This window comes from Polaromonas sp. (assembly GCF_036676035.1).
Classification (GTDB): Bacteria; Pseudomonadota; Gammaproteobacteria; order Burkholderiales; family Burkholderiaceae_C; genus Polaromonas.
Genome location: NZ_JAKFDR010000011.1, coordinates 165,924 through 189,135, shown reverse-complemented (window position 1 = coordinate 189,135; position 23,212 = coordinate 165,924). Strand labels below are relative to the sequence as shown.

Here is a 23,212-nt window from a genome sequence, read left to right as displayed (position 1 = left end):
CGCCTCAGCTGACAAACCGCAGCGCCGTGCCCGGGCGTGAGCCCAGTTCGGCCAGCACCGCACCCAGGGTCTGCAGCAGCGAGCTGGCATCCGGCGCCCTGAACGGCGCCTGCGCCACCGCTATATTGAGCTGGAGCACGGCGCCGGGCGGCAAGTTCGTATTTTCGGCCAGACCGTGCGCGATCAGACGCTGCCCGATGTCTGTCAGTTGTTCATGCGTGATGCGGCTCTGCAGAATCAGCACAAAATCGCCGTCGCGATGACGCGCCACGGTATCGCCTTCCCTGGCCACGCTGGTCACGCACGCGAGCGCCTGAACCAGCGCGCTTTGCGCGGCTTGCGTGCCGTAGTCCTGCCGGATGGCCTGTGCATTGTTCACGCGGATGCGCAGCACCGCGCCCACGCCCGGGTCACGCTGCTGGCGAAGAACAAGCTGCGCCAGTTGCTCCATCATCACCCGGTGGCTGGCAACGCCCATCAGAGGGTCGACACGCGTCAGGGCGTTCACGTGCGTCGGGTTGTCGCTCCACGCCTGCCCGCGAAGATAAAGAGCGATCAGGAGCAGCGGAATCTCAATGGCTATGCCCATCTGGGCGCCATATTGCGTGGCCAGGGTCATGGGCATCAGACCGAGGTTGCGTAAAACCGGAAAGATGGCGCCCCCCACCAGGGCAGCCAGGGCCGCCAGCACCCACCAACCCACACGGGGCCGGTACCAGGCGTACCAGGCCGCCACACCCAGGTAGGAGGCAAAACTCGCCAGGTAGTAAGGGGCCGACAGGGTAAAAAACGGCTTGCGGCCAATCGCCAGAAAACCCACGACCACGATGGCCCCGAGCCCCGTCATGACCAGCAGCCAGTAAGACAGCCACCGCGCGCTGCGCTCCATCACCAGTTGGCGCAGGAGCGGATGCAGCAAGGCCACCGAAGCGACCGACAGCGTCGTCGAGGCCCGGTCATTCCACCAGGGGTTGTGGGGCCAGAAATACTCGCCCGCCAAACCCATCAAGGACAACTGCGCCAGCGTAATGACCAGCACATAGGCCGCGAAATAAACATGTATCGAATCGCGCCACGACCAGGCATTGGCGACACTGAGCAGCACCATCAGCACCACCAGCCCGATGTAGCCGCCCAGCAGCAGGTGCCAGCGTTTGCTGTCCTCCTGAAAGCTGGACGCGTCCCACAACACCCAATGCACCCCGATCGGCTGGCTGTGCTGCACGCGCAGATAGGTCGGCTGCGCTTCGTTGGGTCGCAGCACAAACTCAAAAGCCGGATGCAGATGGCGCACCGGCCACTGCGCCACCGCCACCCCGTCGCCCGAGCGCTGCAATTGCCAGCTGGCACCCTGGTCAGACTGAACGCCGGGCCGGTACAACTCCACGCTGTCCATGCCCGGGTGAGGCAGGGCCAGCGTCAGTGCGGTCGCGGCGCTCACGTCGGGCAGCTTGAGCTGATACCACAGGGCGCGCCCCCCGCCCGTGGGCATGATCTGGTCCGGGTTGGCGGCCCGCCCCTGACCGGCCTCGAAGCGGGCACGGACCTGATCCACTGTTTGCGCACCCGACGCGTCGACCAGAACCGCCGCTTCCCCCGGGATGTGCTGCCACCTTGGCGCCAGCGCCGGAACAGTTTGAACGTTAGGGCTTACCTGAAACATCTGGCCGTTCTGGGACAAGGCCTGGGAGCTGGGCAGCACCAGAAACAGGCCCAGCAGGACCGGCCCAATCAGCCAACTACGGCTCAAAACAGAAAGTAAACGCTCACCTTGATGGTACATATTGAACGTCACAGACAGTTACGGCAGGAGGACAGGAGCAATAAGTCAAACTAACTAATTTTAATTAATTGATACACACTGTAACAAATGTTTCGACGACTGACTACCGCCTGATCACAATCACCCCTGAACTATGCTCCAGCCATGCGATTACCGCTCCACCTTGCCCCCCTTTTCGCCCCGTCTGTTTGCTGCATCGACCGGTTGAATCCAAGCCCTTGAGCGGCTGCTCAAGGACATGGGCTCCGTTTTGACGGCGGGCATCGTGGCGCTATCGCTGGCCATGGCCTTTGCGATTGCCTCCGGTCTCAAGCCTGAAGCCTGTGAAGCCGGCATCTGGACCGCCATCATTGCCAGCGCCCTGATTTCATCGCTGGGCGGCTCGGCGGTGTAGATTGGCGGCCCGGTGGGCGCTTTCATCGTCATTGTTGACGGCATTTTTTGGAGCGCTATGTGCCGGTCAGCATTGCGGTCCTGATTGCCCTGTCGCAAATCAACCTAGAAACGAGGTGCTTGGGATCGCTCGCGTCAGTGACCTGGCTTTAGCCCAGCAAGAACCCATCAGCTGCCTGCATGGCTGTCTCCCGCCGGACTGGGTCTGGCGCGCTGCCGCACCGCGGTCAGGATTCCCCGCAGAATCTCGATGGGCGGCGGCGGACAGCCAGGCACGGCGACATCGACGGGAATCACGTTGGCGACGCGGCCACAACTCGCGTAGCTCTCGCCGAAAATACCCCCTGTGCAGCCGCAGTCCCCCACCGCGACCACGAGTTTCGGCTCTGGCGTCGCGTCATAGGTGCGCCGCAATGCCTCCTCCATATGTCGCGATACCGGGCCGGTCACCAGCAGCATGTCGGCGTGGCGCGGGCTGGCGACGAACTTGATGCCCAGCCCCTCGATGTTGTAGTAGGGGTTGTTGAGCGCGTGTATCTCCAGCTCACAGCCATTGCACGAGCCCGCATCGACCTCCCGGATCGTCAGCGCCTGACCGAGAATGTCGAGAATGTCCTGGTGGATGCGATGAATCGCGGCGCCATCTGCATCGACAAGCTGCGGCGCTGGCTCGGTAACGATGCCGGTTCGGGCGATCTGCTTGAGGATGTACCACATGTCAGGGCTCTTTAGAGGTCGTGCCCCGAATAACTGAGATTGAAGGACTTGTTGATCAGCGGAAAGTCCGGAACGATGTTGCCGATCACGGCATGCTCGAGCACCGGCCAGTTCTGCCACGACGGGTCATGGCAGTGGCAGCGCACGATGCGGCCGTCGCTCCCGATCTCGAGGGCGACGAAAACCTCGCCGCGCCAGCCTTCCACCCAGCCCGCACCCATGGATGCAGCCGCCGCCGCCGGCGGCTGCAGGTCGGCGCGCACGGCGCCGTCCGGCAAGCCCGAGCACATGGCGCGAATGAGCCTCAAGGACTCGAACGTTTCTTCGAACCGCATCGTCACGCGCGCTGCGACATCGCCGTTGCGATGCGTGGCCATCGCAACGGCGAACCGGTCGTAGGGCGCCCATGCGTGGTCGCAACGCAGGTCGGCCACCTGCCCGCTGGCACGCCCTGCCAGCCCCGTGAGACCGAGCTGGGCGGCCAACTGCGGGGTCACCCGCCCGGTGGCGAGGAAGCGGTCTTGCAGGCCCGCGTGCTCGTCGTACACAGCCTTCAGCGCGCGCACGTCCTGCTCGATGTCGTCGCACTGCTGGCGCAGGCGGTCCAGCATCGGCGGCGCCAGGTCGATCGCCACGCCCCCAGGGACCACCGCGTCCATCATGAAGCGGTGGCCGAACGCCTCCAAGGAACGCCGCTGCCAGTCCTCGCGCAGGCGCGAGAACTGCGCCAGGCCGAAGGCCAGGGCCGCGTCGTTGCCCAGGGCGCCCAGGTCGCCGAGGTGGTTGGCCACGCGTTCGCGCTCCAGCATCAGGGCGCGCAGCCAGACTGCCCGGACGGGAATCTCGCAGCGCCAGGCCGATTCGAGCGCCATGCAATAGGCCCAGGCGTAGGCCACCGTCGAGTCGCCCGACACGCGGCCGGCGAGCCGGTGGGCGTCCTGCGGCGCCAGTTCGGTGAAGCGCCGCTCGATGCCCTTGTGCGTATAGCCCAGGCGCTCTTCCAGCCGCAGCACCTTCTCGCCGACGACCGAGAAGCGGAAGTGTCCGGGCTCGATGATGCCGGCATGCACCGGTCCGACGGCGATCTCGTGCACACCGTCGCCTTCGACGCGCACGAAGGGGTAGTCGGCGGGCAGCGTGCCGGCGGCGGCTGCCTGTGGCTGGGACTCGTGTCGCAGCGGCGAGGGCCCGCCCGACCACAAACCATGGTCCAGCCAAGGGCGGTCATCGAGGCTGCCCTCTGCAGGGAGGCCCGACAGGTCGGCCATGGCGCGCTGCATCCGCCCCGCGCACGGGAACGCGCCCGACAGATCCGGAAAGCGCGGTGTCTCGTCGCCCTGCCGCAATTCGAGCCAGACCAGCCCCTCGAACACGGCAAAGGCTGCACACGCGGCCATCCCGTTGCCTGACGCCCGGCGGTCGACGCCCCAGACCGAGACCAGTCGCCCGCCCCCGGCCGCGATGGTGCGCGCCACGGTGCTCCAGACGTCGCGAGCGACCAACGCGCGCCAGATTGGCAAGGGCGCCGGCAGGCGCTGCAGGTCGAGTCCGAGGTCCGACAGTGCCATACGTTCAGTTCCCCAGCATGGCAGCCGCCTGGCGATACCAGGCGTCGAGATAGGGCGGGATGTACAGGCCCAGCATCAGTCCGAGCACGAGGTGAACGAACACCGGAATCAGCGCCGGCGGGTGGGCCAGGGGCTTCAGGGTGGTTTCGCCAAAGACCATCGGCTGGACCCGACTGAACACCGACGCGAACGCCAGGCCGAGCGCGATCAACAGGAACGGCGTCGCCCAGGGCTGTTCGCGCATCGCGGTGGTGACGATCAGGAACTCGCTGGCAAAAACCCCGAACGGCGGCATGCCCAGAATGGCCAACGCCCCCAGCATCAGGCCCCAGCCGACCATGGGGCTGACCCGGATCAGCCCGCGAATGTCGTCCATGATCTGTGTGCCGGCCTTCTGCGTCGCATGGCCGACGGCAAAGAAGATCGCGGACTTGATCAGCGAATGCACCGTCATGTGCAGCAACCCGGCGAAGTTGGCGATCGGCCCGCCCATGCCGAAGGCAAAAGTCATCATGCCCATGTGCTCGATGGACGAGTAGGCGAACATGCGCTTCACGTCCTTCTGCCGGATCAGGAAGAACACGGCCGCCACCACCGAGACCAGGCCGAAGCCCATCATCAGGCGACCGGTGAGATGGTTCTGCAGCGCGCCGTCCGTCAGGACCTTGCAACGCAGGACCGCGTAGAGCGCCACGTTCAGCAGCAGGCCCGACAGCACGGCAGACACCGGTGTCGGGCCCTCGGCGTGTGCGTCCGGCAGCCAGTTGTGCACCGGCACCAGGCCGACCTTGGTGCCGTAGCCGATGAACAGGAAGGCGAAAGCCAGCGTGATGATGTTCGGGTCGAGCTGGCCCTTCACCGCATCGAGGCTGGTCCAGAGCAGGGCGCCGCCCTCGGGGCCGATGACCTTCTCGGCCGCCATGTAGAGCAGCACCGTGCCGAACAGCGCCTGGGCGATGCCCACGCCGCACAAGATGAAATATTTCCACGCGGCCTCCAGGCTGGCCGCAGTGCGGTAGACGCTGACCAGCAGCACGGTGGTCAGCGTGGCAGCCTCCATCGCGACCCAGAGAATACCCATGTTGTTGGTCGTCAGCGCCAGCAGCATCGTGAAGCTGAACAACTGGTACATGCTGTGGTACAGGCGCAGGCGCGGCGGGGTCATCTTGCCGTGGTCGCGCTCCACGCGCATGTAGGGCCGCGAGAAAATCGAGGTGGTGAGGCCGACGAACGCGGTCAGCGTCACGAGAAAGACGTTCAAGGGGTCGATGTAGAACTCGCGGTCCCACACCAGCGCCGGCCCGCCTTCGATGATCTGCACCGTGAGCACGCAGGCCGCGATAAAGGTGCCCAGGCTGAAGGCGACGTTGACGTCGCGCGCGTCGTCGCGATGGCCGACCAGCGCCAGCACCAGGCCGCCGGCGAGCGGGGTTGCGAGGAGGAAGGCCAGGGCAAGCAAGTCAGTCCTCCTTGAGTTTTTCGAGGTGGCTGATGTCCAGGCTGTCGAACTGCTCGCGGATCTGGAACATGAACACGCCCAGGATCAGCACGCCGATCAGCACGTCCAGCGCGATGCCGAGCTCCACCACCATCGGCATGCCGTGGGTGGCCGAGGTGGCGGCGAAGAACAAGCCATTTTCCATCGCCAGGAAGCCAATCACCTGCGGCACCGCCTTGGCGCGCGTGATCATCATCAGGAAGGACAGCAGAACGCAGGCCAATGCGATGCCCAGCGTGCCGCTGGCAAGTGCCGACGACAGCCGCGCGATCGGCATCGCGAGGTTGAAGGCAAAGATCACGACCCCGATGCCAATCAGCATGGTCGTCGGGATATTGATCAGCGTCTCGACGTCCCAGCGGATATCGAGGCGGTTGATGACGCGGTGCAACAGGTACGGGATCAACAGCACCTTGAGCACGAAGGTCACGCCGGCAGACAGGTACAGGTGCGGCTGGTGGGTCGCGTAGCCGACCACGCTGGTCGCCAGCACCAGCGTCGCACCCTGCATCGTGAACAGATGGATCAGCGACAGGATGCGACGCTGCGAGATCATCGCGAAGGCGAGGATGAGCAGCACCGCGCCGAGCAGGTTGACGAACTGGGTCAGCAGAGTGCTCATGTCAGTACCCGCCCGGCTGCACTAAGGGCACTGAGGCTTTGCAGGCAGCGGCACTCAGCCCCCTTGGAGGGCGGCGAACGAAGTGGGCTTGGGGGCATTGCATCATTGTCCCAGCATCAACTGCACCAGCATGCCAATGACCGCCAGCAGGAAGGCGGTGGCCAGGAACTCGGGGACGCGGAAAATGCGCATCTTGGCGCTCGCCGTCTCCAGCATGGCGAGCAGGAAGCCGCCCACCGCCAGCTTGAGAAGCAGCACCGGCAAGGCCAGCAGCATGGCCAGCGGCGCCTGCGCCTCGGCCACGCCCCAAGGAAAGAACAGCGCCAGGCCGATGCAGGAGTAGGCGAACAGCTTCAGGCTCGCCGCCCACTCGATCAGCGCCAGGTGGCGGCCCGAGTACTCCAGGATGAGGGCCTCGTGGATCATCGTCAGCTCCAGGTGCGTGGCCGGATTGTCCACCGGCACGCGCGCATTCTCGGCCAACGATATCATCGTGAAGGCGACACCGGCAAAGGCCAGGCCAGGGTAGATCGCCAGCTCGCGATGGGCCAGCGTCTCGACAATGGTGGTGAGCGAGGTCGACTTGGAGATCAGCGAAGCCGAAAACAGAACCATCAGCAGCGCCGGCTCGGCCAGGAAGCCGATCAGCATCTCGCGCCGCGCGCCCAGGGTGCCGAAGGCCGTGCCGATGTCCATGGCGGCCAGCGAGATGAACACGCGGGCCAGCGCGAACAGGCCGACCAGCGCGATGGCATCGGCCGCCGGCGCCAGCGGCAGGTCGGTGGACAGCGTGGGGATGATGGCGCAGGCCAGCACCATGCAGCCGAACACCACGTAGGGCGCCGTGCCGAACAGCCGCGACGCGTTGTCGGCCACCATCGACTCCTTGTTGAACAGCTTGTGCAGCATCCGGTAGGGCTGCCAGAGGCTGGGCGCGGACTTGTTCTGCAGCCAGGCACGCCACTGGTTGACCCAGCCGGTCAGCAGCGGCGCGATCGCGATCGCGATGCCGATTTCGAGTAACTGAGACAGAAAGCCGGTGAAGCTCATGGGAACCTCATCGCATCACCGCCAACAGCGTGGCGACCAGGGTCAGGAAACTGTACAGCAGGTACACCGCGATGCGCCCCTGCTGCATCAGGCCGACCAGTCGCGCCAGGTAGGCCGCCAGATCGGCGATCGGTACGTACAGCCAACGCCAGAAGTGGTCCTCGACCGTCACGCGGTAGCGCGGTTTCTCGTCGAAGGGCGTCGGCAGCTCGCGCCGCATCAGGAAGAAGGGCTCGAAGATCTGGCGGATCGGCTGGCCAAAGCCCTCCGCAGTGTCCTGCATGCGCGCATTGCCCCACGGAAAGCCGCAGGCCCACGGCAGGCCGCGACGCACCCGGCCGTGGTAGAACCAGCGCACCAGCAGGTAAGCGAGCGCAAAACTCCCCAAGATGCCGAGCAGGAAGATCACAGGACCGTAGCTCGCCTGCTCCAGGCTGTTCGGCGCCAGAAGCCAGCCACTGGCCGCCACCTTGGCACCCAGGCCTGACTGGACGAGCTGCTGCGTCACCGGGTCGATCAGCTGGATGAACTGCGTCGGCAGCAGGCCGAGGACGACGCAGCCGAGCGCCAGCCACACCATGCCCGCGAGTTCCCAGGGGCCGGCGTCCTGGGCGCTGGCGAGCTTGTCCTCGCGCGGCTGGCCGAGAAAGATCACACCGAAGAACTTGACCATCGTGTAGCCGGCCAGTGCCGCCACCAGGGCGATCAACGCGGCAACCACCGGGATCAGCATGGTCAGCAGCGGCAAAGGCAAGCCTGGCGTGAACAGGAAGCTCTGCAGCAGCAGCCACTCCGACACGAACCCACCGAGCGGCGGCAGGCCGGCGCTGGCCAGCACGCCGAACAGCGTGAGCCATCCCACCCAGGGCATGGTCCGGATCAGGCCCCCCAGTTTGCCGAGGTTTCTCTCGGAGGTGGCGTGCAGCACGCTGCCGGTGCCGAGGAAAAGCAGGCTCTTGAAGAAGGCATGGCTTGCGACGTGATAGAGGGTCGCCGTCAGGGCCAGCGCGGCCATCGGCTTCATGTCGTAGGCCGAAAAGATCAACGTCAGGCCCATGCCGACGAACAGCAGGCCCATGTTCTCGATCGACGAATAGGCCAGCAACCGTTTCATGTCGGTCTGAACAGCCGCGAAAACCACGCCGAACAGGGCGGTTGCCAAACCGGCGGCCAGCAGCAACCCGCCCCACCACCACAGACGCATGTGCAGCAAGTCGAAAGACACGCGCAACAGACCGTAGATGGCCGTATTGAGCATGACACCGCTCATCAGGGCCGACACCGGCGAGGGTGCAGCCGGGTGGGCCTCCGGCAGCCATACGTGCAAGGGCAGGATGCCGGCCTTGGCGCCGAAGCCAAACACGGCGAGCAGGAAGCCGACCGAGGCCCACAAGGGTGTCAGGGCCTGCGCCCGCATGTTGGCGAAGGTGTAGTCGCCGGTGTTGGCCTGCAGCACGCCGAAGCACAGCAGGATGGCGATCGCGCCGATGCGCGCCATCGTGATGTAGAGGTAGCCGGCGCTGCGCACTTCCGGGATGCGGTGGTTCGCGGTTACCAGGAAGAACGACGCCAGCGCCATCGTCTCCCACATCACCATGAACGAGTAGGCGTCGTCGGCCAGCACGACCCCCGCCATGCTGGCCAGGAAGACGTGGTACTCCAGGCACAGCAGGCCCGGCGGCGTGCCTTCGCCCTTGCGGAAGTAGCCTGCCGCGAACGTGGAGATGCCGGCCGACGCCGCGCCGATCACCATCAGGAAGTAGGCGGAAAGATTGTCCAGTCGCAGATGGAATGGCAAGGCCGGCAGACCGATGGGCAGCACGGCGACTTCAGGCGTGCCAAGCACCGCGCCGAGAGCCAAGCCGAAAAGCGCCAGCCCGAGCAAGCCGCCGACCGGGAAAAGCACGCGGGACACCAGGGCAAGACGATGCAGGGCGATGACCCCTGCGGCCCCCACGATCAGCCAGCCCAGCACGGCCACGAGCATCCAGTCGAGGATGAGCCATTGCGCGACGGTGAGCGGGTTGCTCATGCCCCAGGCCGGCGCGCCACACGTCGCTTCTCAGGAGGTGGTTTATCGCTCCGTTGCGCACAAAGGCGCTCCAAGGCCGCCTTCTTGTTCGGATCAATGAGCAGCGCTAGCCGTGCGGTCTTGAACTCCATACATCCTCGGCATGACAGTGCGACGATTACATGCGCCACATCGTACATGAATGCCATGGGATCAACAAACGCCTAACGCCGCTGATATCTCAGCGCCAGGCGGACGCGGTTGAATGCCGGAAGAAGATGCGCACGCACATCGGACTTGAACGCTTGCGGCAATGCTTCCGTGCCTATGGAATGATTGAGTATCAGATCGCCTTTGCACGCGAAAACCACGACATTCATGCAAGCAGCGGCGCTGACTCGCAAGACTGGCGTGCCAAAGCTTCGGACGATTCGTTCGATGTATTGCTCAGAATCGCTGTCATCGCCGTCCAGGTTGAAAACCGCAATCCCGTCGCGGCGCAACGCTGCGAAGCAGTCATCGTAAAAGCTCTGCGATGACAGCTGGGGAGGAATCCCCTCTGCCGCAAAGCCGTCTACAAGCAAGGTGTCGAGCGAGTCCTCGGCGGTCCTGACGAAGTCCGCCCCGTCGCCCAGAACCACGGAGAAGCGCTCGTCATCGGGTGGAACATGGAATTTGTCGCGAAGCGAGAGGACGTGCGGATTGACCTCCACCGCGGTGATTCGCGATTCCGTCAGGTAACGATGGCAGAACTTGGCCAGCGAGCCACCGCCCAACCCGATGATGGCTATATGTTCGGGCTGGCTCATGAACAGCAGGAATCCCATCATTAAGCGCGTGTATTCCAGGCTCAGCCAGTCCGGCTGTTCAAGAAACATCCGGCTTTGCATCTCCAGACGGGTGAAATGCAGTGACCGGCTACCCGGTGTCTCGATCACGAAGGGCTCGGCGTGCTGCAGGGCTTTGAAGGTATTGAGCATCTCTTCTCTGCTAAACCGGCTGTTGCAGGGTTTCTCGATCCTGCCGCCTGGCTGCCTTTTTGACCCTCGACAGGTTGGACGCCCGTTGAGCCCAAGCCCCGGGAGCCGGATGTGCCGGCACGGGATCCGTTGGCTTGTTCGATGGCCCAGTGCTCATTGGGTAACCTCCGCGCTGCGCGCTGCGGTATTCGCCTTGGGAACGGCCCGGCGGCTCATTGGGTAACCTCCGCGCTGCGCGCTGCGGTATTCGCCTTGGGAACGGCCCGGCGGCTCATGGCATTTCCCTTTGGATTTTCTTGCCAAGTAACCAGAAATCCTTCAGGAGCGGAGGTGCCGCCAATACCATGAGCAAGGTGGCCACGGGCACTGTTGCCGCGAAGCCCAAAGCCTTGAACGCCACCGCGCCGATCACGCCCCCAACAAAAAACAACCCGAGAATGACCGTGTGGATAGCCAGCTTGTCGCGATCGGCCTTCACGAAGTGCTCGATATTGGTTTCCCGCGTGCGGTTCCAGTAGATCAGCCGTCCCAGCTCAATTCCGAGATCCGTGATCACACCCGTCATGTGTGTGGTTCTGATCTCGGCCTTTGATATTTTGGTGACGATCGCATTCTGCAATCCCATGATGAAACACAACAGCAGCACGGTGGACGGCACAAACAATTCACTGAAAAGCTGAAGATTGGCCCCCAGCAGGCCAAAGACCAGAAGCAGGACCGCTTCGAGCATGAGCGACAGTGCGAACTCGCCATGCATCTGCCGCCGCCGCGCCCAATTAATCAGTACCGCGGTCGTCGCGGCTCCACAAAGAAATGCGGCCAGCGACGCAACTCCCGCGAAAACTAAAACGGTGTGACCCAAAACCAGGTCGTCAGCGATGGCAGACAGAATCCCGGTCATGTGAGAGGTATAGCGCTGCACCGCAAGAAACCCCCCAGCGTTGATGGCGCCGGCAATAAGCGCAAGCATTCCGCCCAATTGGCGATTGCTCCGTCGCGTTCTGACTCGATGGGTCAGGCCGTGAAGGAAGTTTGCGGGCGTAAAAAAGATGAGCTTTGCGAGCCCGTCGACCTCGTTACTCATAAATTGAATATAGTTTGCATTCAATTCAATTGCAATTATAATTTGATTATCATAACGTCCGATGACTATGGGAGCATGAATATGGGCGCATCCATGGAGCTAAAGACGGCACGACTGACGGTTCTGATTGATCCGGCAAAGAAACTGGCGTTCGAGGGCTTGTGTGCAAGACAGGATGTCACCCCCTCCCAAGTCGTACGAAGGCTCATTCGCGAGTATCTGGCCGAGCATGGTGTCGAATTCCAGCCGTCCGGGACTTCAAAATCGTCCAGAAAAGGGCGCACATCTTGAAGATCGGCAAGCGAGAGAGGGCTTGCACCAATTTCACCTCGAAGACGGTCAGTTTGCCCAAAGCGTAACGGCACTGGCATTTGGGCACCGCCGCCTTGGGCGCCTTGAGCCACTTTAAGCCACTTCTTGACCGCGTTGCACGACAGCCCCGTGCGCCTCGCCAGCTCACCGAGCCACAGTCCGCATGGAAGTCGCTATAAAAACAATAGCTGTCTGCGCATATTCTGCGCCGGTAAAGCTCACTTTTTATTTAAAAAATACTGCGGCAACGCTCAGCGCTTTCCATGCGCCGCTTCCTGCCGGATGTCGTCACCGAGCCGGTGCTGCGCACTTTGAGGTCCTGGTCGAACACCGCGGTGAAGAATAAAAGGGGTATTTTTCGAGATCGGCATGTGGGAAATCTGCTCCAGGAAAGGCGTCGGGTGGAGCCCGGTAAAATCAGTCAACTCCATGTTTGAGGCCGTTTAATTCCATGTCCATCTTTCGCCGTCCCGACTACACCTCTGAAGCCACCCAACTCATTGACGCGCTCAAAGCGAAGAAACCCACGCTGGAAGCCGAGCAGCGCCAGGGGCGCGCGATTTTTTGGGACAAAAAGCTCGACCTCTCGGAGCAGGCGGATTACCAGGATGCCAGCGTGCCGCAGCAGCCTTATGTCTACGGTACCAGCGGCCACCCAAACAGCAAATAGGCTCAAAAAAATAACAATCAAAAAGGCCTTCAGCCCGCACTGGTAGTGCGCAAGCAGCTATATTTTTTATAGCATCGCCGGATTGTCCCAAGCCCATGCCCTCGATCACCGAACTGCCGCCCTCGCCGTCCGAGCCGGGCCTGCCGACCGTCGTGCAGGCGCTGCCGGGCATGCCGGCCGTGATTGACCAGGTGGCGCTGGCCCGCCTGTACGGCGAGCCGCTGTTTGCGATGCCGCACGACCTGTACATCCCGCCGGATGCGCTGCAGGTGTTTCTGGAGGCTTTTGAGGGCCCGCTGGACTTGCTGCTCTACCTGATCCGCAAGCAGAACTTCAATATTCTGGACATCCCGATGGCCGCGGTCACGCGCCAGTACCTGGCCTATGTCGACGAGATCCGTGCCACCAACCTGGAACTGGCCGCCGAATACCTGCTGATGGCCGCGATGCTGATCGAGATCAAGTCGCGCATGCTGCTGCCGCCCAAAAAGACCGCCGAGGGCCAGGAGCCCGAAGACCCGCGCGCCGAGCTGGTGCGCCGTCTGCTCGAGTACGAGCAGATCAAGCTGGCGGCCCACAAGCTCAACGAACTACCGCAATTTGGCCGCGACTTTCTGCGCGCCCAGGTCTATGTGGAGCAATCGCTGCAGCCGCGCTTCCCGGATGTGAACGTGGTCGATTTGCAGGAGGCCTGGCGCGACATCATCAAGCGCGCCAAGCTGGTACAGCACCACGTCATCAGCCGCGAAGAACTCAGCGTGCGCGAGCACATGAGCATCGTGCTGCGCAAGCTGCAGGGCCGCAAATTCGTCGAATTTGAAGAGCTGTTTGACGCCACGCGCGGCATGCCGGTGCTGGTGGTGACCTTCATCGCGCTGCTCGAATTGTCCAAGGAAGGCCTGCTGGAAGTCACGCAGGCCGAGGCCTACGCCCCGATTTATGTGCGGCTGGCCTATACCCCGGCCTAAGGCCTTAAACCCATGTCCCATTCACCCACCCCGACGCAGCACGCCTTTGATGTGCTGGTCATTGGCAGCGGCCTGGCCGGCCTGACGGCGGCGCTGCAGCTGGCCCCCACCCACCGTGTGGCCGTGCTGACCAAGCGCGCCATGAGCGACGGCTCCAGCGGCTGGGCCCAGGGTGGCATTGCCGCCGTGCTGGCCGAGGACGACAGCTTTGACGCGCATGTGGACGATACGCTGGTGGCCGGCGCCGGCCTGTCCGATCCGGCCGCCACCCGCTTTGTGGTGGAAAACGCCCCGCAAACCATTGCCTGGCTGCAGGAGCTGGGCGTGCCGTTCTCGCAGGAAGACGGCCACCTGCACCTGACGCGCGAAGGCGGCCACAGCGCCCGGCGCATCGTGCATGTGACCGACGCCACGGGCGCTGCCGTGCAGCGCACGCTGATAGCACAGGTGCGCCGCACGCCCAACATCACGCTGTTTGAGCACCACACGCTGGTGGACCTGATCACCGCCAGCAAGCTGGGGGAAAAGCCAGCGGATGAGCCTGACCGCTGCCTCGGTCTGTATGCCCTGGACGAAGCCACCGACGAGGTGCTCACCTTCAGCGCACCGCACACCATTTTGGCCACTGGCGGCGCGGGCAAGGTCTATCTGTACACCACCAACCCCGACACCGCCACCGGCGACGGCACGGCGGCCGCCTGGCGCGCCGGCTGCCGTGTGGCCAACATGGAGTTCATCCAGTTCCACCCGACCTGCCTGTACCACCCGCACGCCAAATCATTTTTGATCACCGAGGCGGTGCGCGGCGAAGGCGGCCGCCTGCTGCTGCCTGAATCGGCGGGAGGCACCCGCTTCATGCCCCACCACGATGCCCGTGCCGAACTGGCGCCGCGCGACGTGGTGGCGCGCGCGATTGACTTCGAGATGAAGAAGCACGGCCTCGATTGCGTGCACCTGGACATTTCGCATCAGCCGCTGAGCTTCATCCTGGCGCATTTCCCCAATATCTACGCCCGCTGCCTGGAGCTGGGCATAGACATCTCGAAGCAGCCGATTCCCGTGGTGCCCGCCGCGCACTACACCTGCGGCGGCGTGCTGACCGACCTGGACGGCCACACCGATGTGCCCGGCCTGTACGCGATAGGCGAGACCGCCTGCACCGGCCTGCATGGCGCCAACCGGCTGGCCAGCAACTCGCTGGTCGAATGCATGGTGTTTGCGCGCGCCGCGGCGCAGGACATCCTTCACACTCCACGTGCCCAGCCGCCCGCCTTGCCGGCCTGGGACGACAGCCGCGTCACCGATGCCGACGAAACGGTGGTGATCTCGCACAACTGGGACGAGTTGCGCCGCTTCATGTGGGACTACGTGGGCATAGTGCGCACCAACAAGCGCCTGGATCGCGCGGCGCACCGCATCACACTGCTGCAGGGCGAAATCCAGGAGTTCTACGCGCACTTTCATGTCACGCGCGACTTGCTGGAGCTGCGCAACCTGGTGCAGGTGGCCGAACTCATCGTGCGCTCGGCCCAGGCCCGGCATGAAAGCCGCGGCCTGCACTTCAGCCGGGACTACCCGGCGCTGCTAAGCCCGGCGGTGCCCACCATCCTCGTGCCGCCCGCGGCCTGACACCGCAGGCCCGCATCACACGGTGCGGCGGTCAAGTGTGATGTTGCACGCTATCTGGCACATAAAACCGCGCCTTTTTGCCCATGGCGTCGTTGCAAATCCGCGCAATAGTGGAACTATTGCTGTGGTTTGCGCCTAGTCCTAGGCAAAAATTCATCGGTTTTATTTGTGCCATCAAGCATGCAACATCACACTAGGTCCGCCGCAATCCAGCCGCGCAGGCTGTTGACGAAGGCCAGGGCCTGCACGCGTGGCAGGTCGTCCAGCCGCACCACGGCTTCAGCCACACGGCCATCACGCAATGCATTGGCCCGCCCAACGCCGCCCAGCAAACCGCATTGCAGCGGCGGCGTGACCCAGCGACCGTCCAGCAGCAGCGCCACGTTGCCGCGCGTGCATTCGGTGATCTCGCCTTCCGGGTTCCACAGCAAGCTATCGAACATATCGGCTTGCCTGGGCGTGAAGGCATCGTAGTGCGCGCGGCGCGTGGTCTTGAAGCGCACAAATTCACCGTGCGCTTCCTCGATGGCATGGTCTGCCAGTTCAAGCCGCACGCGTTGCGGCGAGGCCGGCAGCGCATGGGCTTCAACCTTGGCACGTCCCTGCGCATCCAGTAGCAGGCGCACGCGCCACATTCCCTGCGGATGAGTCTGCGCCAGTTCTTGCAAACACCGCTCGATGGACGGTTGCTGCCAAGGGTAGCCAAAATGCGCGGCCGCAGCGGCCATGCGCGCCAGATGCGCGGGTGCGTCGCGCAGGCTGCCATCCTCCAGCGCCATGGTTTCCAGCAAGTCAAAAGGCCTGCTCGCCCGCTCCACAAAGGCGCGCTTGTGCTGCCACTCCTGCCACTCGCCATCGGCCCTGGCGTCCGCGGTGATGCCGCTGCCAATGCCACAGCGCAGCGCCGTGCCGCGCAGGGTCACGGTGCGGATGGGCACATTGAAGGTGGCCTTTATGCCGTGTTCGCCCGGCTGCACCACACCCAAAGCGCCACAGTACACACCGCGCGCCTGCGGCTCCAGCGCGCGGATCGTCTGCATGGCGCGCACCTTGGGCGCCCCGGTCACCGAGCCGCAGGGGAACAAGGCCGCAAACACATCGGCCAGTGAACAACCCGCACGTGTTCGCGCCTCCACGTCCGAAGTCATCTGCCACACCGTGGGCAGCGCCTCGGTATGAAACAGGTGCGGCACGCGCACGCTGAAAGGCTGGGCAATGCGCGACAGGTCGTTGCGCAGCAGGTCCACGATCATCACGTTCTCGGCACGCTCCTTGGCCGATGTGCGCAGGGCCTCGGCCTGCGCGGCATCTTCGTGCGCAGTAGCGCCGCGCCCTGCCGTGCCTTTCATGGGCCGCGTCAGGATGCGACCTGCACGCCAGTCGAAAAACAGCTCGGGCGACACCGACAGCACCTGCTCATCGCCGGTGTCCAGAAAGGCCGCATAGCCGCCGGGCTGGGCGCGCTGCAGGGCGGAAAACAGGGCGCGGGCCGGCTCAGCCACGGCCTCGCCGGACAGCGAACCGGACATCTGCGCCGTGAAATTGACCTGGTACAACTCACCCCCGGCAATGGCGCGCTGGATGCGGTCCAGCGCCGCATCAAAGACGGGGCGGGGACAGGCCTCCTGCCACTGTACCTGGGCGGCCGCATCCGCTTCATCCCGGGGCCACGGCAGCGCCTCGTCGTACACCGCGAACCAGGCCAATGGCCCCTCAGCCGCATGCACGGCCAACGCCGCGTCAAAGGCCGGCGCCGCCTCGTAGCGCAGGTAGCCCACGCACCAGGCGCCCTGCTGCGCGGCCTCCTGCACGGCATTCAGCACGGGACGCACCTGCGCCAGCTCGCGCGCCACCAGCACCTTGCGCGCAGCGCCAAAGGCCTGGCGCAGACGCGGCCCGTCGGGATGCTCTGGGTTGGAGAAGTCTATGAGGGCCGAGAAGGCCGCCATCAGGCAGCGCCGATGTTCGGCACCAGCGCGCCTGCCGGCTGGCCGGCCTTCAGCGCCGCAGTAAACGCCAGCATGCGATCAATCGGCATACGGGCACGAACGCCCAGCGCCGGATCGACGTGAACTTCATTGCGGCCGGTCTCCAGCACCTGGGCCAGGCCCGCCAAACTGTTCATGGCCATCCAGGGGCAGTGCGCGCAGCTCTTGCAGGTGGCGCTGTTGCCCGCGGTCGGCGCTTCGATGAAGATTTTGCCGGGGTTGAGCGTGCGCAGCTTGTGCATCATGCCGCTGTCGGTGGCGACGATGAACTCCGGGGCGTCCAGCTCGTGCGCGGCCTTGAGGATGGCCGAGGTCGAGCCCACGGCATCGGCCAGCGCCACCACGTCGGCCGGCGACTCGGGATGCACCAGCACCTTGGCCTTGGGGTGGTCCTTCATCAGCGCCTGCAGCTCGAAGGCCTTGAATTCGTCGTGCACGATGCACGAGCCGTTCCAGAGCACCATGTCGGCGCCGGTTTCGCGCTGGATGTAGCCCCCCAGGTGCTTGTCGGGCGCCCACAGAATCTTGTGGCCCTTTTCTGTCAGTGCCCGCACGATGTCGAGCGCGCAGCTCGAGGTCACCAGCCAGTCGGAGCGCGCCTTCACGGCCGCGCTGGTGTTGGCATAGACCACCACCGTGCGGTCCGGGTGGGCATCGCAAAATGCGCTGAATTCATCGATCGGGCAGCCCAGGTCCAGCGAGCAGGTCGCGTCCAGGTCAGGCATCAGCACGCGCTTTTCCGGCGAAACGATCTTGGCGGTCTCACCCATGAAGCGCACGCCCGAGACCACCAGCGTCTGAGCCGCATGGTCGCGCCCGAAGCGCGCCATCTCCAGCGAGTCGCTGACAATACCGCCGGTTTCCTCGGCCAGATCCTGCAGGTCGGGGTGCACGTAGTAGTGCGAGACCATGACCGCGTTGCGCTCTTTCAGCAAGCGGCGGATCTTGTCTTTGAGCGCGGCGCGCTCGTCGGGCCCCGGTTCCTGCGGCACACGGGCCCAGGCATGCTTGGTGTCGCAGGCCGACGCACCAGGCACTGCCTCCGGGTGCGGCAGGTCGTATTCAACATCGATAACGGGACTCATCAAAACTCCTGAAAACGCATCGAGAAATCCGTCGCCTTGACGTCCTTGGTCAGGCCTCCTATGGAGATGCGGTCTACGCCGGTTTCTGCAAGGGCCCGCAGGCCGTCCAGCGTGACGCCACCCGATATTTCAAGTATCGCGCGTCCCGCGTTCATGCGCACAGCCTCACGCAGTGTGGGGAGATCCATGTTGTCGAGCAGCACCATTTTCGCGCCCGCGCCCAAGGCCTCTTCGAGCTGGGCCAGTGTTTCCACTTCGATCTCGACAAAGTTCGCTTGGCGCCCCACGCGCGCCGCGGCCTGCAGCGCCGCCGTCACGCCGCCCGCCGCCGCGATGTGGTTTTCCTTGATCAGCACGGCATCAAACAGGCCAATGCGGTGGTTGGTGCCGCCGCCCATGCGCACCGCGTACTTTTGCGCCAGGCGTAGGCCGGGCAGGGTTTTGCGCGTGTCCACAATCCGCGCCCGCGTGCCCTTGACGGCTTCTACATAGGTCGCGGTCTTGGTTGCGACAGCGCTCAGCAGCTGCAGAAAATTGAGTGCCGTGCGCTCAGCCGTCAGCAGGGCCTGTGCCCGCCCCTGCAACTCCAGCACCACCTGGTTGGCCGCGCAGCGCTCGCCGTCCCGCACATGCCAGATCAGACGGGCCTGGGGGTCCAGTTGCATGACGGCAGCCTGCACCCAGGCCTGGCCGCAAATCACGGCGCTTTCTCGCGCCAACACCTGCGCCCTGGCATTGCGGTTCGGGTCAATCAGGCCGGCCGTCAAATCGCCGGCCCCCACATCTTCGGCCAGCGCACGCACCACATCGGCCTCGGCCAACCGGGCCAGCGTTTCCACAGAGAAATCAACGGATTTTTTCATATAACTAATTTGAATAAGGACTCGCCTAGACTAGTGGCTCAACAGGTTAATTGTTACTGATTTCAGGGCAGCCGGTGCCCCATTGTCCCGCCTGTTTTTCGCCCCCCTTTTTTCTGCAGATACCACCAGGCCCTCTCATGTTCCGCACCCTGCTCAAATCCAAAATCCACCGCGCCGCCGTCACCCATTGCGAACTCAATTACGAAGGGTCATGCGCCATCGACGAAGACCTGCTGGACGCCGCCAATCTGGGCGAGAACGAGCAGGTCCACATCTGGAACATCAACAATGGCGAGCGCTTCATCACCTACGCCATCCGCGCCGAGCGCGGCAGCCGCATCATCTCGGTCAACGGCTCGGCCGCACGCCGGGCCGCGGTGGGCGACCTCGTCATCATTGCCGCCTTCGCGCAGGTTGAAGAAAAGGAAGTGGCGGGTTTTGCGCCCAAGCTGGTGTTCGTCAACCCCGACAACCGCATTAAGGAAGAGCGCTCGACCATTCCGGTGCAAATGGCCTGATCGCCTGATATCACCAGCAGCCTGGCCCTGGCACGCACAGGCGAAAGCGCCACGTTGAGCATCCCCGCCCTTTCTAAATGGGAGCCCCCATGGACAACCCCTCGATGATTCAGCGCAGCCTGCAGCACGTGTGGCACCCCTGCACGCAGATGAAGCTGCACGAGTCACTGCCCCTGATTCCGATTTCCAGGGCCGAAGGCGTGTGGCTCCACGACTTTGAAGGCCGTCGCTACCTCGACGGCATCAGTTCCTGGTGGGTCAACCTGTTTGGCCACGGCCATCCGCACATCAAGGCCGCGCTGGTGGCGCAACTTGATCAGCTCGACCACGTGATGCTGGCCGGTTTCACGCACCAGCCGGTGGTGGAACTGTCAGAAAAACTGGCGCAGTTGACGGGGTTGGGCCATGCCTTTTATGGCAGCGACGGCGCTTCGGCCACCGAGATCGCGCTCAAGATGAGTGCGCACTACTGGCGCAACACCGGGCGCCCCGAGAAATGCCGCTTTGTGGGACTGGCCGGCGGCTACCACGGCGAGACCGTGGGCGCGCTGGCCGTGACCGACATCGCCCTCTTCCGCGAGGCCTACGCGCCCCTGGTGCGGCTGGCGGCCACCGTGCCCAGCCCCGATGCGCGCGTAGCGCAGCCGGGTGAAAGTTCCGTAGACGTGGCCAAGCGCGCCGCCAGCGCTCTGGAGGCCTGGCTGCAACAGCACCACGCCAGCACCGCAGCCCTCATCGTCGAGCCTCTGGTGCAGTGCGCCGCCGGCATGGCCATGCACGATGCCAGCTACCTGCGCCAGGTGCGCGCGCTGTGCGACCGCCACGAGGTGCATTTGGTGGTGGACGAAATCGCCACCGGCTTCGGGCGCACCGGCACAATGTTTGCCCACCAGCAGGCCGGTATCCGGCCCGACTTCATTTGCCTGTCAAAAGGACTGACCGGCGGCACCCTGCCCCTGTCTGCGGTGCTGACCACCGACACGGTCTACCAAGCCTTTTACGATGACGATGTGGCGCGCGGCTTTCTGCATTCGCACTCCTACACCGGCAACCCGCTGGCCTGCCGCGCCGCACTGGCCACGCTGGAGCTGTTCGAGCAAAACGAGGTGCTGGCCCACAACGTCACGCTGGCCCACACCATCAGCCAGGCCTTCGCGCCATTAAGCACCCATGCGCGCATCAAGAACGCCAGGCAGCTCGGCATGATCTGGGCCTGGGATGTAGCCACCACGCTGCCGCACTTTTCACGCCGCTACCACCAGCACGCCCTGGCGCACGGCGTGCTGCTGCGGCCGATTGGCAACACGATTTATGCCATGCCACCCTATGTGATGAACGAAGACACGGCAGGGCACCTGGCACGCGGCGCGCTGGCGGCCCTGGAGGCCACGCTGGCCGAAGAAAATGCGCATGGCTGAGCGTCAAAAAATCTCCTTCTTCGTGACGGGCACCGACACCGGCGTCGGTAAAACCCTGGTCAGTGCGGCGCTGCTGCATGCGCTGGCCCAGCACTACCCGCGTGTCGTCGGCATGAAGCCCGTGGCGGCGGGCACCACCTTGATAGACGGCCTGCAAGCCAACGACGATGTGCTGGCCCTGCGCGCCGCATCAAACTGCCGCGTACCCCCCGAGCTCGACAACCCGGTGCTGCTGCCCGACGCGGTATCGCCTCACATTGCCGCTGCGCGCGCCGGCGTTGACATCAACATCGCCCATATCGTGGCCTGCCACCGCCAATTACTGCAACTGGCTGACGCCGTGGTGGTGGAAGGCGCGGGCGGCTTCATGGTGCCGCTGTCGGATACGGAAACCGGCGCGGATCTGGCGCAGGCGCTGGCCCTGCCCGTGGTACTGGTGGTGGGCCTGCGCCTGGGCTGCCTCAACCACGCGCTGCTGACGGCCGAAGCCATTCGCGCACGCGGCCTCACGCTGGCGGGCTGGGTCGCCAACCATGTCGATCCCACCATGCTGGCGCAAAACGACAACATCGCTTTTTTGCAGCAGCGGCTCGCTGCGCCGCTGCTGGCCAGCATTGCGCACCAGCCGCTGCCCAACCCCCAAACCATCAAGATGGAGCTTCCCCTGGCATGGCAATCAACACTCCACTAAGCAGCTCCTGGCTGGCTGAATTCCCGGCACGCATCGCCGAGCTGGACCGCACGCACTTGCGCCGCCGGCGCCGCGTCGTGGTGCCCGAAGACGGCGCCCACCTGCAAATTGACGGGCAGCGCATGCTGGCGTTTTGCAGCAACGACTACCTGGGCCTGGCCGGCCACCCCGCGCTGGTGCAAGCGGCCTGCGACGGTGCCCGCGCTTTCGGCGTCGGTGCAGCGGCCTCGCCACTGGTGAGCGGCCACAGCGCGGCCAACGACGCGCTGGAGCACGAACTGGCGCGCTTCGTCGGCCAGCCGCGCGCCCTGTACTTCTACGCCGGCTACGCCACCAACATCGGCATCGTGCCCGCGCTGGTGGGCAAGGGCGATGCGATTTTTTCAGACGCGCTGAACCACGCCTGCCTGATTGACGGCGCCAGGCTGTCAAGCGCACAGATTCACCGCTACCCGCATGCCGACCTGGCGGCGCTGGAGCGGGAGCTCATCAACAGCCCGGCGCGGCGCAAGCTCATCATCAGCGACGCCGTGTTCAGCATGGACGGCGACCTGGCCGACGTGCCTGCCCTGTTGGCCCTGTGCGAACGCCATGACGCCTTGCTGCTGCTCGACGACGCACACGGTTTTGGCGTGCTGGGCCCGCAGGGGCGGGGTTGCCTGGCCCACTTTGGCCTGTCTGGTGAAAACGCCTCACCACGCGTGCTCTACATGGCCACGCTGGGCAAGGCGGCCGGCGTGGCCGGGGCGTTTGTGGCGGGCAGCGATGCGCTGGTTGAATGGCTGCTGCAAAAAACCCGCAGCTATATTTTTGCCACCGCCGCCCCCGCCTTGCTGGCCACCGCCTTGCGAACCAGCCTGCAACTGATAGAGCACGAAGAATGGCGACGCGAGCACCTGCAAGGCCTCATCAGCCGCTTGCGCCAAGGCTTGACCCAAGGCCTGCAAGGCAGTTCCTGGCAACTCGGTGAGTCACCCACCGCCATCCAGCCCCTTGTGATTGGCCCCAACGACGCGGCGCTGGCCGTGATGGATGGCCTGCGCGCACGCGGCCTGTGGGTGCCCGCCATTCGCCCGCCCACGGTGGCCGAGGGCACGGCCCGTTTGCGCATCGCCCTGTCAGCCGCGCACACCGAGGCCGACATCGACCGCCTGGTGCAGGCGCTCACCGAACTGGCTGCGGCATCCCGCTAGGTGCGCAGCGCAGGGCCGCCCCAAGCAAGCACGGCCCCCTCGGGGGGCAGCGAAGTACACGCAGTGACGAGCGTGGGGGCTCTAAACGATGACCGGTAAAATTGACCGGCACGCACACCTTGAGCCGACCCCAAGCCAGCGATGTCTGGCGGCGAATCAAAGACATTCTTC

21 protein-coding genes and 1 pseudogene are annotated in these 23,212 nt (G+C 64.5%); 9 read left to right on the top strand and 13 right to left on the bottom strand.

Annotated features, from left to right (window positions below; all coding sequences use genetic code 11):
- Positions 1 to 4 precede the first annotated feature (4 nt).
- Positions 5 to 1,750 (bottom strand): 7TM diverse intracellular signaling domain-containing protein, encoded by a 1,746-nt coding sequence (locus V6M61_RS03505; protein ID WP_332775168.1) that lies wholly within the window; start codon positions 1,748 to 1,750, stop codon positions 5 to 7.
- Between the two features lie 241 nt (positions 1,751 to 1,991).
- Between V6M61_RS03505 and V6M61_RS03500 the strand changes: the two are divergent.
- Positions 1,992 to 2,174: pseudogene (locus tag V6M61_RS03500) on the top strand (SulP family inorganic anion transporter); the annotation flags it as partial.
- Positions 2,175 to 2,344: 170 nt separating this feature from the next.
- Here V6M61_RS03500 and V6M61_RS03495 read toward each other — a convergent pair.
- From V6M61_RS03495 to V6M61_RS03455, 9 genes are all read right to left on the bottom strand, one after another.
- Positions 2,345 to 2,893 carry an NADH-quinone oxidoreductase subunit B family protein gene (locus V6M61_RS03495; RefSeq protein WP_332775167.1) on the bottom strand — a complete coding sequence of 183 codons (549 nt, stop codon included), beginning with the start codon at positions 2,891 to 2,893 and terminating at the stop codon, positions 2,345 to 2,347.
- Positions 2,894 to 2,904: 11 nt separating this feature from the next.
- Entirely contained in the window at positions 2,905 to 4,461 is a 1,557-nt protein-coding gene (locus tag V6M61_RS03490; RefSeq protein WP_332775166.1) for a hydrogenase large subunit, read from the bottom strand.
- Between the two features lie 4 nt (positions 4,462 to 4,465).
- Positions 4,466 to 5,920: a hydrogenase 4 subunit F gene (locus V6M61_RS03485; protein ID WP_332775165.1), complete on the bottom strand. Its 1,455-nt coding sequence runs from the start codon at positions 5,918 to 5,920 to the stop codon at positions 4,466 to 4,468.
- Between the two features lies 1 nt (position 5,921).
- Positions 5,922 to 6,581, bottom strand: a complete 660-nt coding sequence (locus V6M61_RS03480; RefSeq protein ID WP_332775164.1) for a formate hydrogenlyase — start codon at positions 6,579 to 6,581, stop codon at positions 5,922 to 5,924.
- A gap of 102 nt (positions 6,582 to 6,683) precedes the next feature.
- The gene (locus V6M61_RS03475; protein ID WP_332775163.1) at positions 6,684 to 7,631 is read right to left on the bottom strand and encodes a respiratory chain complex I subunit 1 family protein; all 948 of its coding nucleotides are present in this window, start codon (positions 7,629 to 7,631) and stop codon (positions 6,684 to 6,686) included.
- A 7-nt stretch (positions 7,632 to 7,638) separates the two neighbouring features.
- The gene (hyfB, locus tag V6M61_RS03470) at positions 7,639 to 9,663 is read right to left on the bottom strand and encodes a hydrogenase 4 subunit B (protein WP_332775162.1); all 2,025 of its coding nucleotides are present in this window, start codon (positions 9,661 to 9,663) and stop codon (positions 7,639 to 7,641) included.
- Complete coding sequence (locus V6M61_RS03465) at positions 9,660 to 9,794, bottom strand: hypothetical protein (RefSeq protein WP_332775227.1); 135 nt, start codon at positions 9,792 to 9,794, stop codon at positions 9,660 to 9,662. Before V6M61_RS03465 ends, hyfB begins: the two co-directional genes overlap by 4 nt.
- Positions 9,795 to 9,866: 72 nt before the next feature.
- Positions 9,867 to 10,622 (bottom strand): transferase, encoded by a 756-nt coding sequence (locus V6M61_RS03460; protein WP_332775161.1) that lies wholly within the window; start codon positions 10,620 to 10,622, stop codon positions 9,867 to 9,869.
- A gap of 271 nt (positions 10,623 to 10,893) precedes the next feature.
- A complete protein-coding gene (locus V6M61_RS03455; protein ID WP_332775160.1) occupies positions 10,894 to 11,706 on the bottom strand; it encodes a YoaK family protein in 813 nt (270 codons plus the stop codon).
- Positions 11,707 to 11,799: 93 nt separating this feature from the next.
- Between V6M61_RS03455 and V6M61_RS03450 the strand changes: the two genes are divergently transcribed.
- The 4 genes from V6M61_RS03450 to nadB all read left to right on the top strand — a co-directional run bounded on the left by V6M61_RS03450 (position 11,800) and on the right by nadB (position 15,285).
- Positions 11,800 to 11,997, top strand: a complete 198-nt coding sequence (locus V6M61_RS03450; RefSeq protein ID WP_332775226.1) for a CopG family transcriptional regulator — start codon at positions 11,800 to 11,802, stop codon at positions 11,995 to 11,997.
- 472 nt (positions 11,998 to 12,469) lie between these two features.
- Entirely contained in the window at positions 12,470 to 12,688 is a 219-nt protein-coding gene (locus V6M61_RS03445; protein ID WP_332775159.1) for a DUF3460 family protein, read from the top strand.
- Positions 12,689 to 12,783: 95 nt separating this feature from the next.
- The gene (locus tag V6M61_RS03440; RefSeq protein WP_442957721.1) at positions 12,784 to 13,656 is read left to right on the top strand and encodes a segregation and condensation protein A; all 873 of its coding nucleotides are present in this window, start codon (positions 12,784 to 12,786) and stop codon (positions 13,654 to 13,656) included.
- A gap of 12 nt (positions 13,657 to 13,668) precedes the next feature.
- A complete protein-coding gene (gene nadB / locus V6M61_RS03435) occupies positions 13,669 to 15,285 on the top strand; it encodes an L-aspartate oxidase (RefSeq protein ID WP_332775158.1) in 1,617 nt (538 codons plus the stop codon).
- Between the two features lie 188 nt (positions 15,286 to 15,473).
- On the opposite strand, the gene pabB is transcribed toward nadB, so the two are convergent.
- The 3 genes from pabB to nadC are packed head-to-tail and all read right to left on the bottom strand — an operon-like array spanning position 15,474 to position 19,221.
- Positions 15,474 to 17,234: an aminodeoxychorismate synthase component I gene (pabB, locus tag V6M61_RS03430; protein WP_332775157.1), complete on the bottom strand. Its 1,761-nt coding sequence runs from the start codon at positions 17,232 to 17,234 to the stop codon at positions 15,474 to 15,476.
- Entirely contained in the window at positions 17,234 to 18,358 is a 1,125-nt protein-coding gene (gene nadA / locus V6M61_RS03425) for a quinolinate synthase NadA (protein ID WP_332775156.1), read from the bottom strand. Before nadA ends, pabB begins: the two co-directional genes overlap by 1 nt.
- Positions 18,358 to 19,221 (bottom strand): carboxylating nicotinate-nucleotide diphosphorylase, encoded by an 864-nt coding sequence (nadC, locus tag V6M61_RS03420; RefSeq protein ID WP_332775155.1) that lies wholly within the window; start codon positions 19,219 to 19,221, stop codon positions 18,358 to 18,360. Before nadC ends, nadA begins: the two co-directional genes overlap by 1 nt.
- A gap of 137 nt (positions 19,222 to 19,358) precedes the next feature.
- On the opposite strand from nadC, the gene panD reads away from it, so the two are divergent.
- The 4 genes from panD to bioF all read left to right on the top strand — a co-directional run bounded on the left by panD (position 19,359) and on the right by bioF (position 23,041).
- Complete coding sequence (gene panD, locus V6M61_RS03415; protein WP_068833101.1) at positions 19,359 to 19,739, top strand: aspartate 1-decarboxylase; 381 nt, start codon at positions 19,359 to 19,361, stop codon at positions 19,737 to 19,739.
- An 89-nt stretch (positions 19,740 to 19,828) separates the two neighbouring features.
- Positions 19,829 to 21,157 (top strand): adenosylmethionine--8-amino-7-oxononanoate transaminase, encoded by a 1,329-nt coding sequence (locus V6M61_RS03410; RefSeq protein ID WP_332775154.1) that lies wholly within the window; start codon positions 19,829 to 19,831, stop codon positions 21,155 to 21,157.
- Complete coding sequence (gene bioD, locus V6M61_RS03405) at positions 21,150 to 21,848, top strand: dethiobiotin synthase (protein WP_332775153.1); 699 nt, start codon at positions 21,150 to 21,152, stop codon at positions 21,846 to 21,848. The genes V6M61_RS03410 and bioD overlap by 8 nt, the downstream gene beginning before the upstream one ends.
- A complete protein-coding gene (bioF, locus tag V6M61_RS03400) occupies positions 21,827 to 23,041 on the top strand; it encodes an 8-amino-7-oxononanoate synthase (RefSeq protein WP_332775152.1) in 1,215 nt (404 codons plus the stop codon). The genes bioD and bioF overlap by 22 nt, the downstream gene beginning before the upstream one ends.
- Positions 23,042 to 23,212 lie beyond the last annotated feature (171 nt).

Coding starts and splice junctions, on each gene's coding strand:
- V6M61_RS03410 (WP_332775154.1), top strand. CDS start 19,829: ATGGACAACCCCTCGATGATTCAGCGCAGCCTGCAGCACGTGTGGCAC.
- V6M61_RS03465 (WP_332775227.1), bottom strand. CDS start 9,794: ATGGAGTTCAAGACCGCACGGCTAGCGCTGCTCATTGATCCGAACAAG.
- V6M61_RS03460 (WP_332775161.1), bottom strand. CDS start 10,622: ATGCTCAATACCTTCAAAGCCCTGCAGCACGCCGAGCCCTTCGTGATC.
- V6M61_RS03450 (WP_332775226.1), top strand. CDS start 11,800: ATGGAGCTAAAGACGGCACGACTGACGGTTCTGATTGATCCGGCAAAG.
- nadA (WP_332775156.1), bottom strand. CDS start 18,358: ATGAGTCCCGTTATCGATGTTGAATACGACCTGCCGCACCCGGAGGCA.
- nadB (WP_332775158.1), top strand. CDS start 13,669: ATGTCCCATTCACCCACCCCGACGCAGCACGCCTTTGATGTGCTGGTC.
- panD (WP_068833101.1), top strand. CDS start 19,359: ATGTTCCGCACCCTGCTCAAATCCAAAATCCACCGCGCCGCCGTCACC.
- bioD (WP_332775153.1), top strand. CDS start 21,150: ATGGCTGAGCGTCAAAAAATCTCCTTCTTCGTGACGGGCACCGACACC.
- pabB (WP_332775157.1), bottom strand. CDS start 17,234: ATGGCGGCCTTCTCGGCCCTCATAGACTTCTCCAACCCAGAGCATCCC.
- bioF (WP_332775152.1), top strand. CDS start 21,827: ATGGCAATCAACACTCCACTAAGCAGCTCCTGGCTGGCTGAATTCCCG.
- V6M61_RS03455 (WP_332775160.1), bottom strand. CDS start 11,706: ATGAGTAACGAGGTCGACGGGCTCGCAAAGCTCATCTTTTTTACGCCC.
- V6M61_RS03495 (WP_332775167.1), bottom strand. CDS start 2,893: ATGTGGTACATCCTCAAGCAGATCGCCCGAACCGGCATCGTTACCGAG.
- V6M61_RS03440 (WP_442957721.1), top strand. CDS start 12,784: ATGCCCTCGATCACCGAACTGCCGCCCTCGCCGTCCGAGCCGGGCCTG.
- V6M61_RS03445 (WP_332775159.1), top strand. CDS start 12,470: ATGTCCATCTTTCGCCGTCCCGACTACACCTCTGAAGCCACCCAACTC.
- V6M61_RS03475 (WP_332775163.1), bottom strand. CDS start 7,631: ATGAGCTTCACCGGCTTTCTGTCTCAGTTACTCGAAATCGGCATCGCG.
- V6M61_RS03480 (WP_332775164.1), bottom strand. CDS start 6,581: ATGAGCACTCTGCTGACCCAGTTCGTCAACCTGCTCGGCGCGGTGCTG.
- V6M61_RS03490 (WP_332775166.1), bottom strand. CDS start 4,461: ATGGCACTGTCGGACCTCGGACTCGACCTGCAGCGCCTGCCGGCGCCC.
- hyfB (WP_332775162.1), bottom strand. CDS start 9,663: ATGAGCAACCCGCTCACCGTCGCGCAATGGCTCATCCTCGACTGGATG.
- nadC (WP_332775155.1), bottom strand. CDS start 19,221: ATGAAAAAATCCGTTGATTTCTCTGTGGAAACGCTGGCCCGGTTGGCC.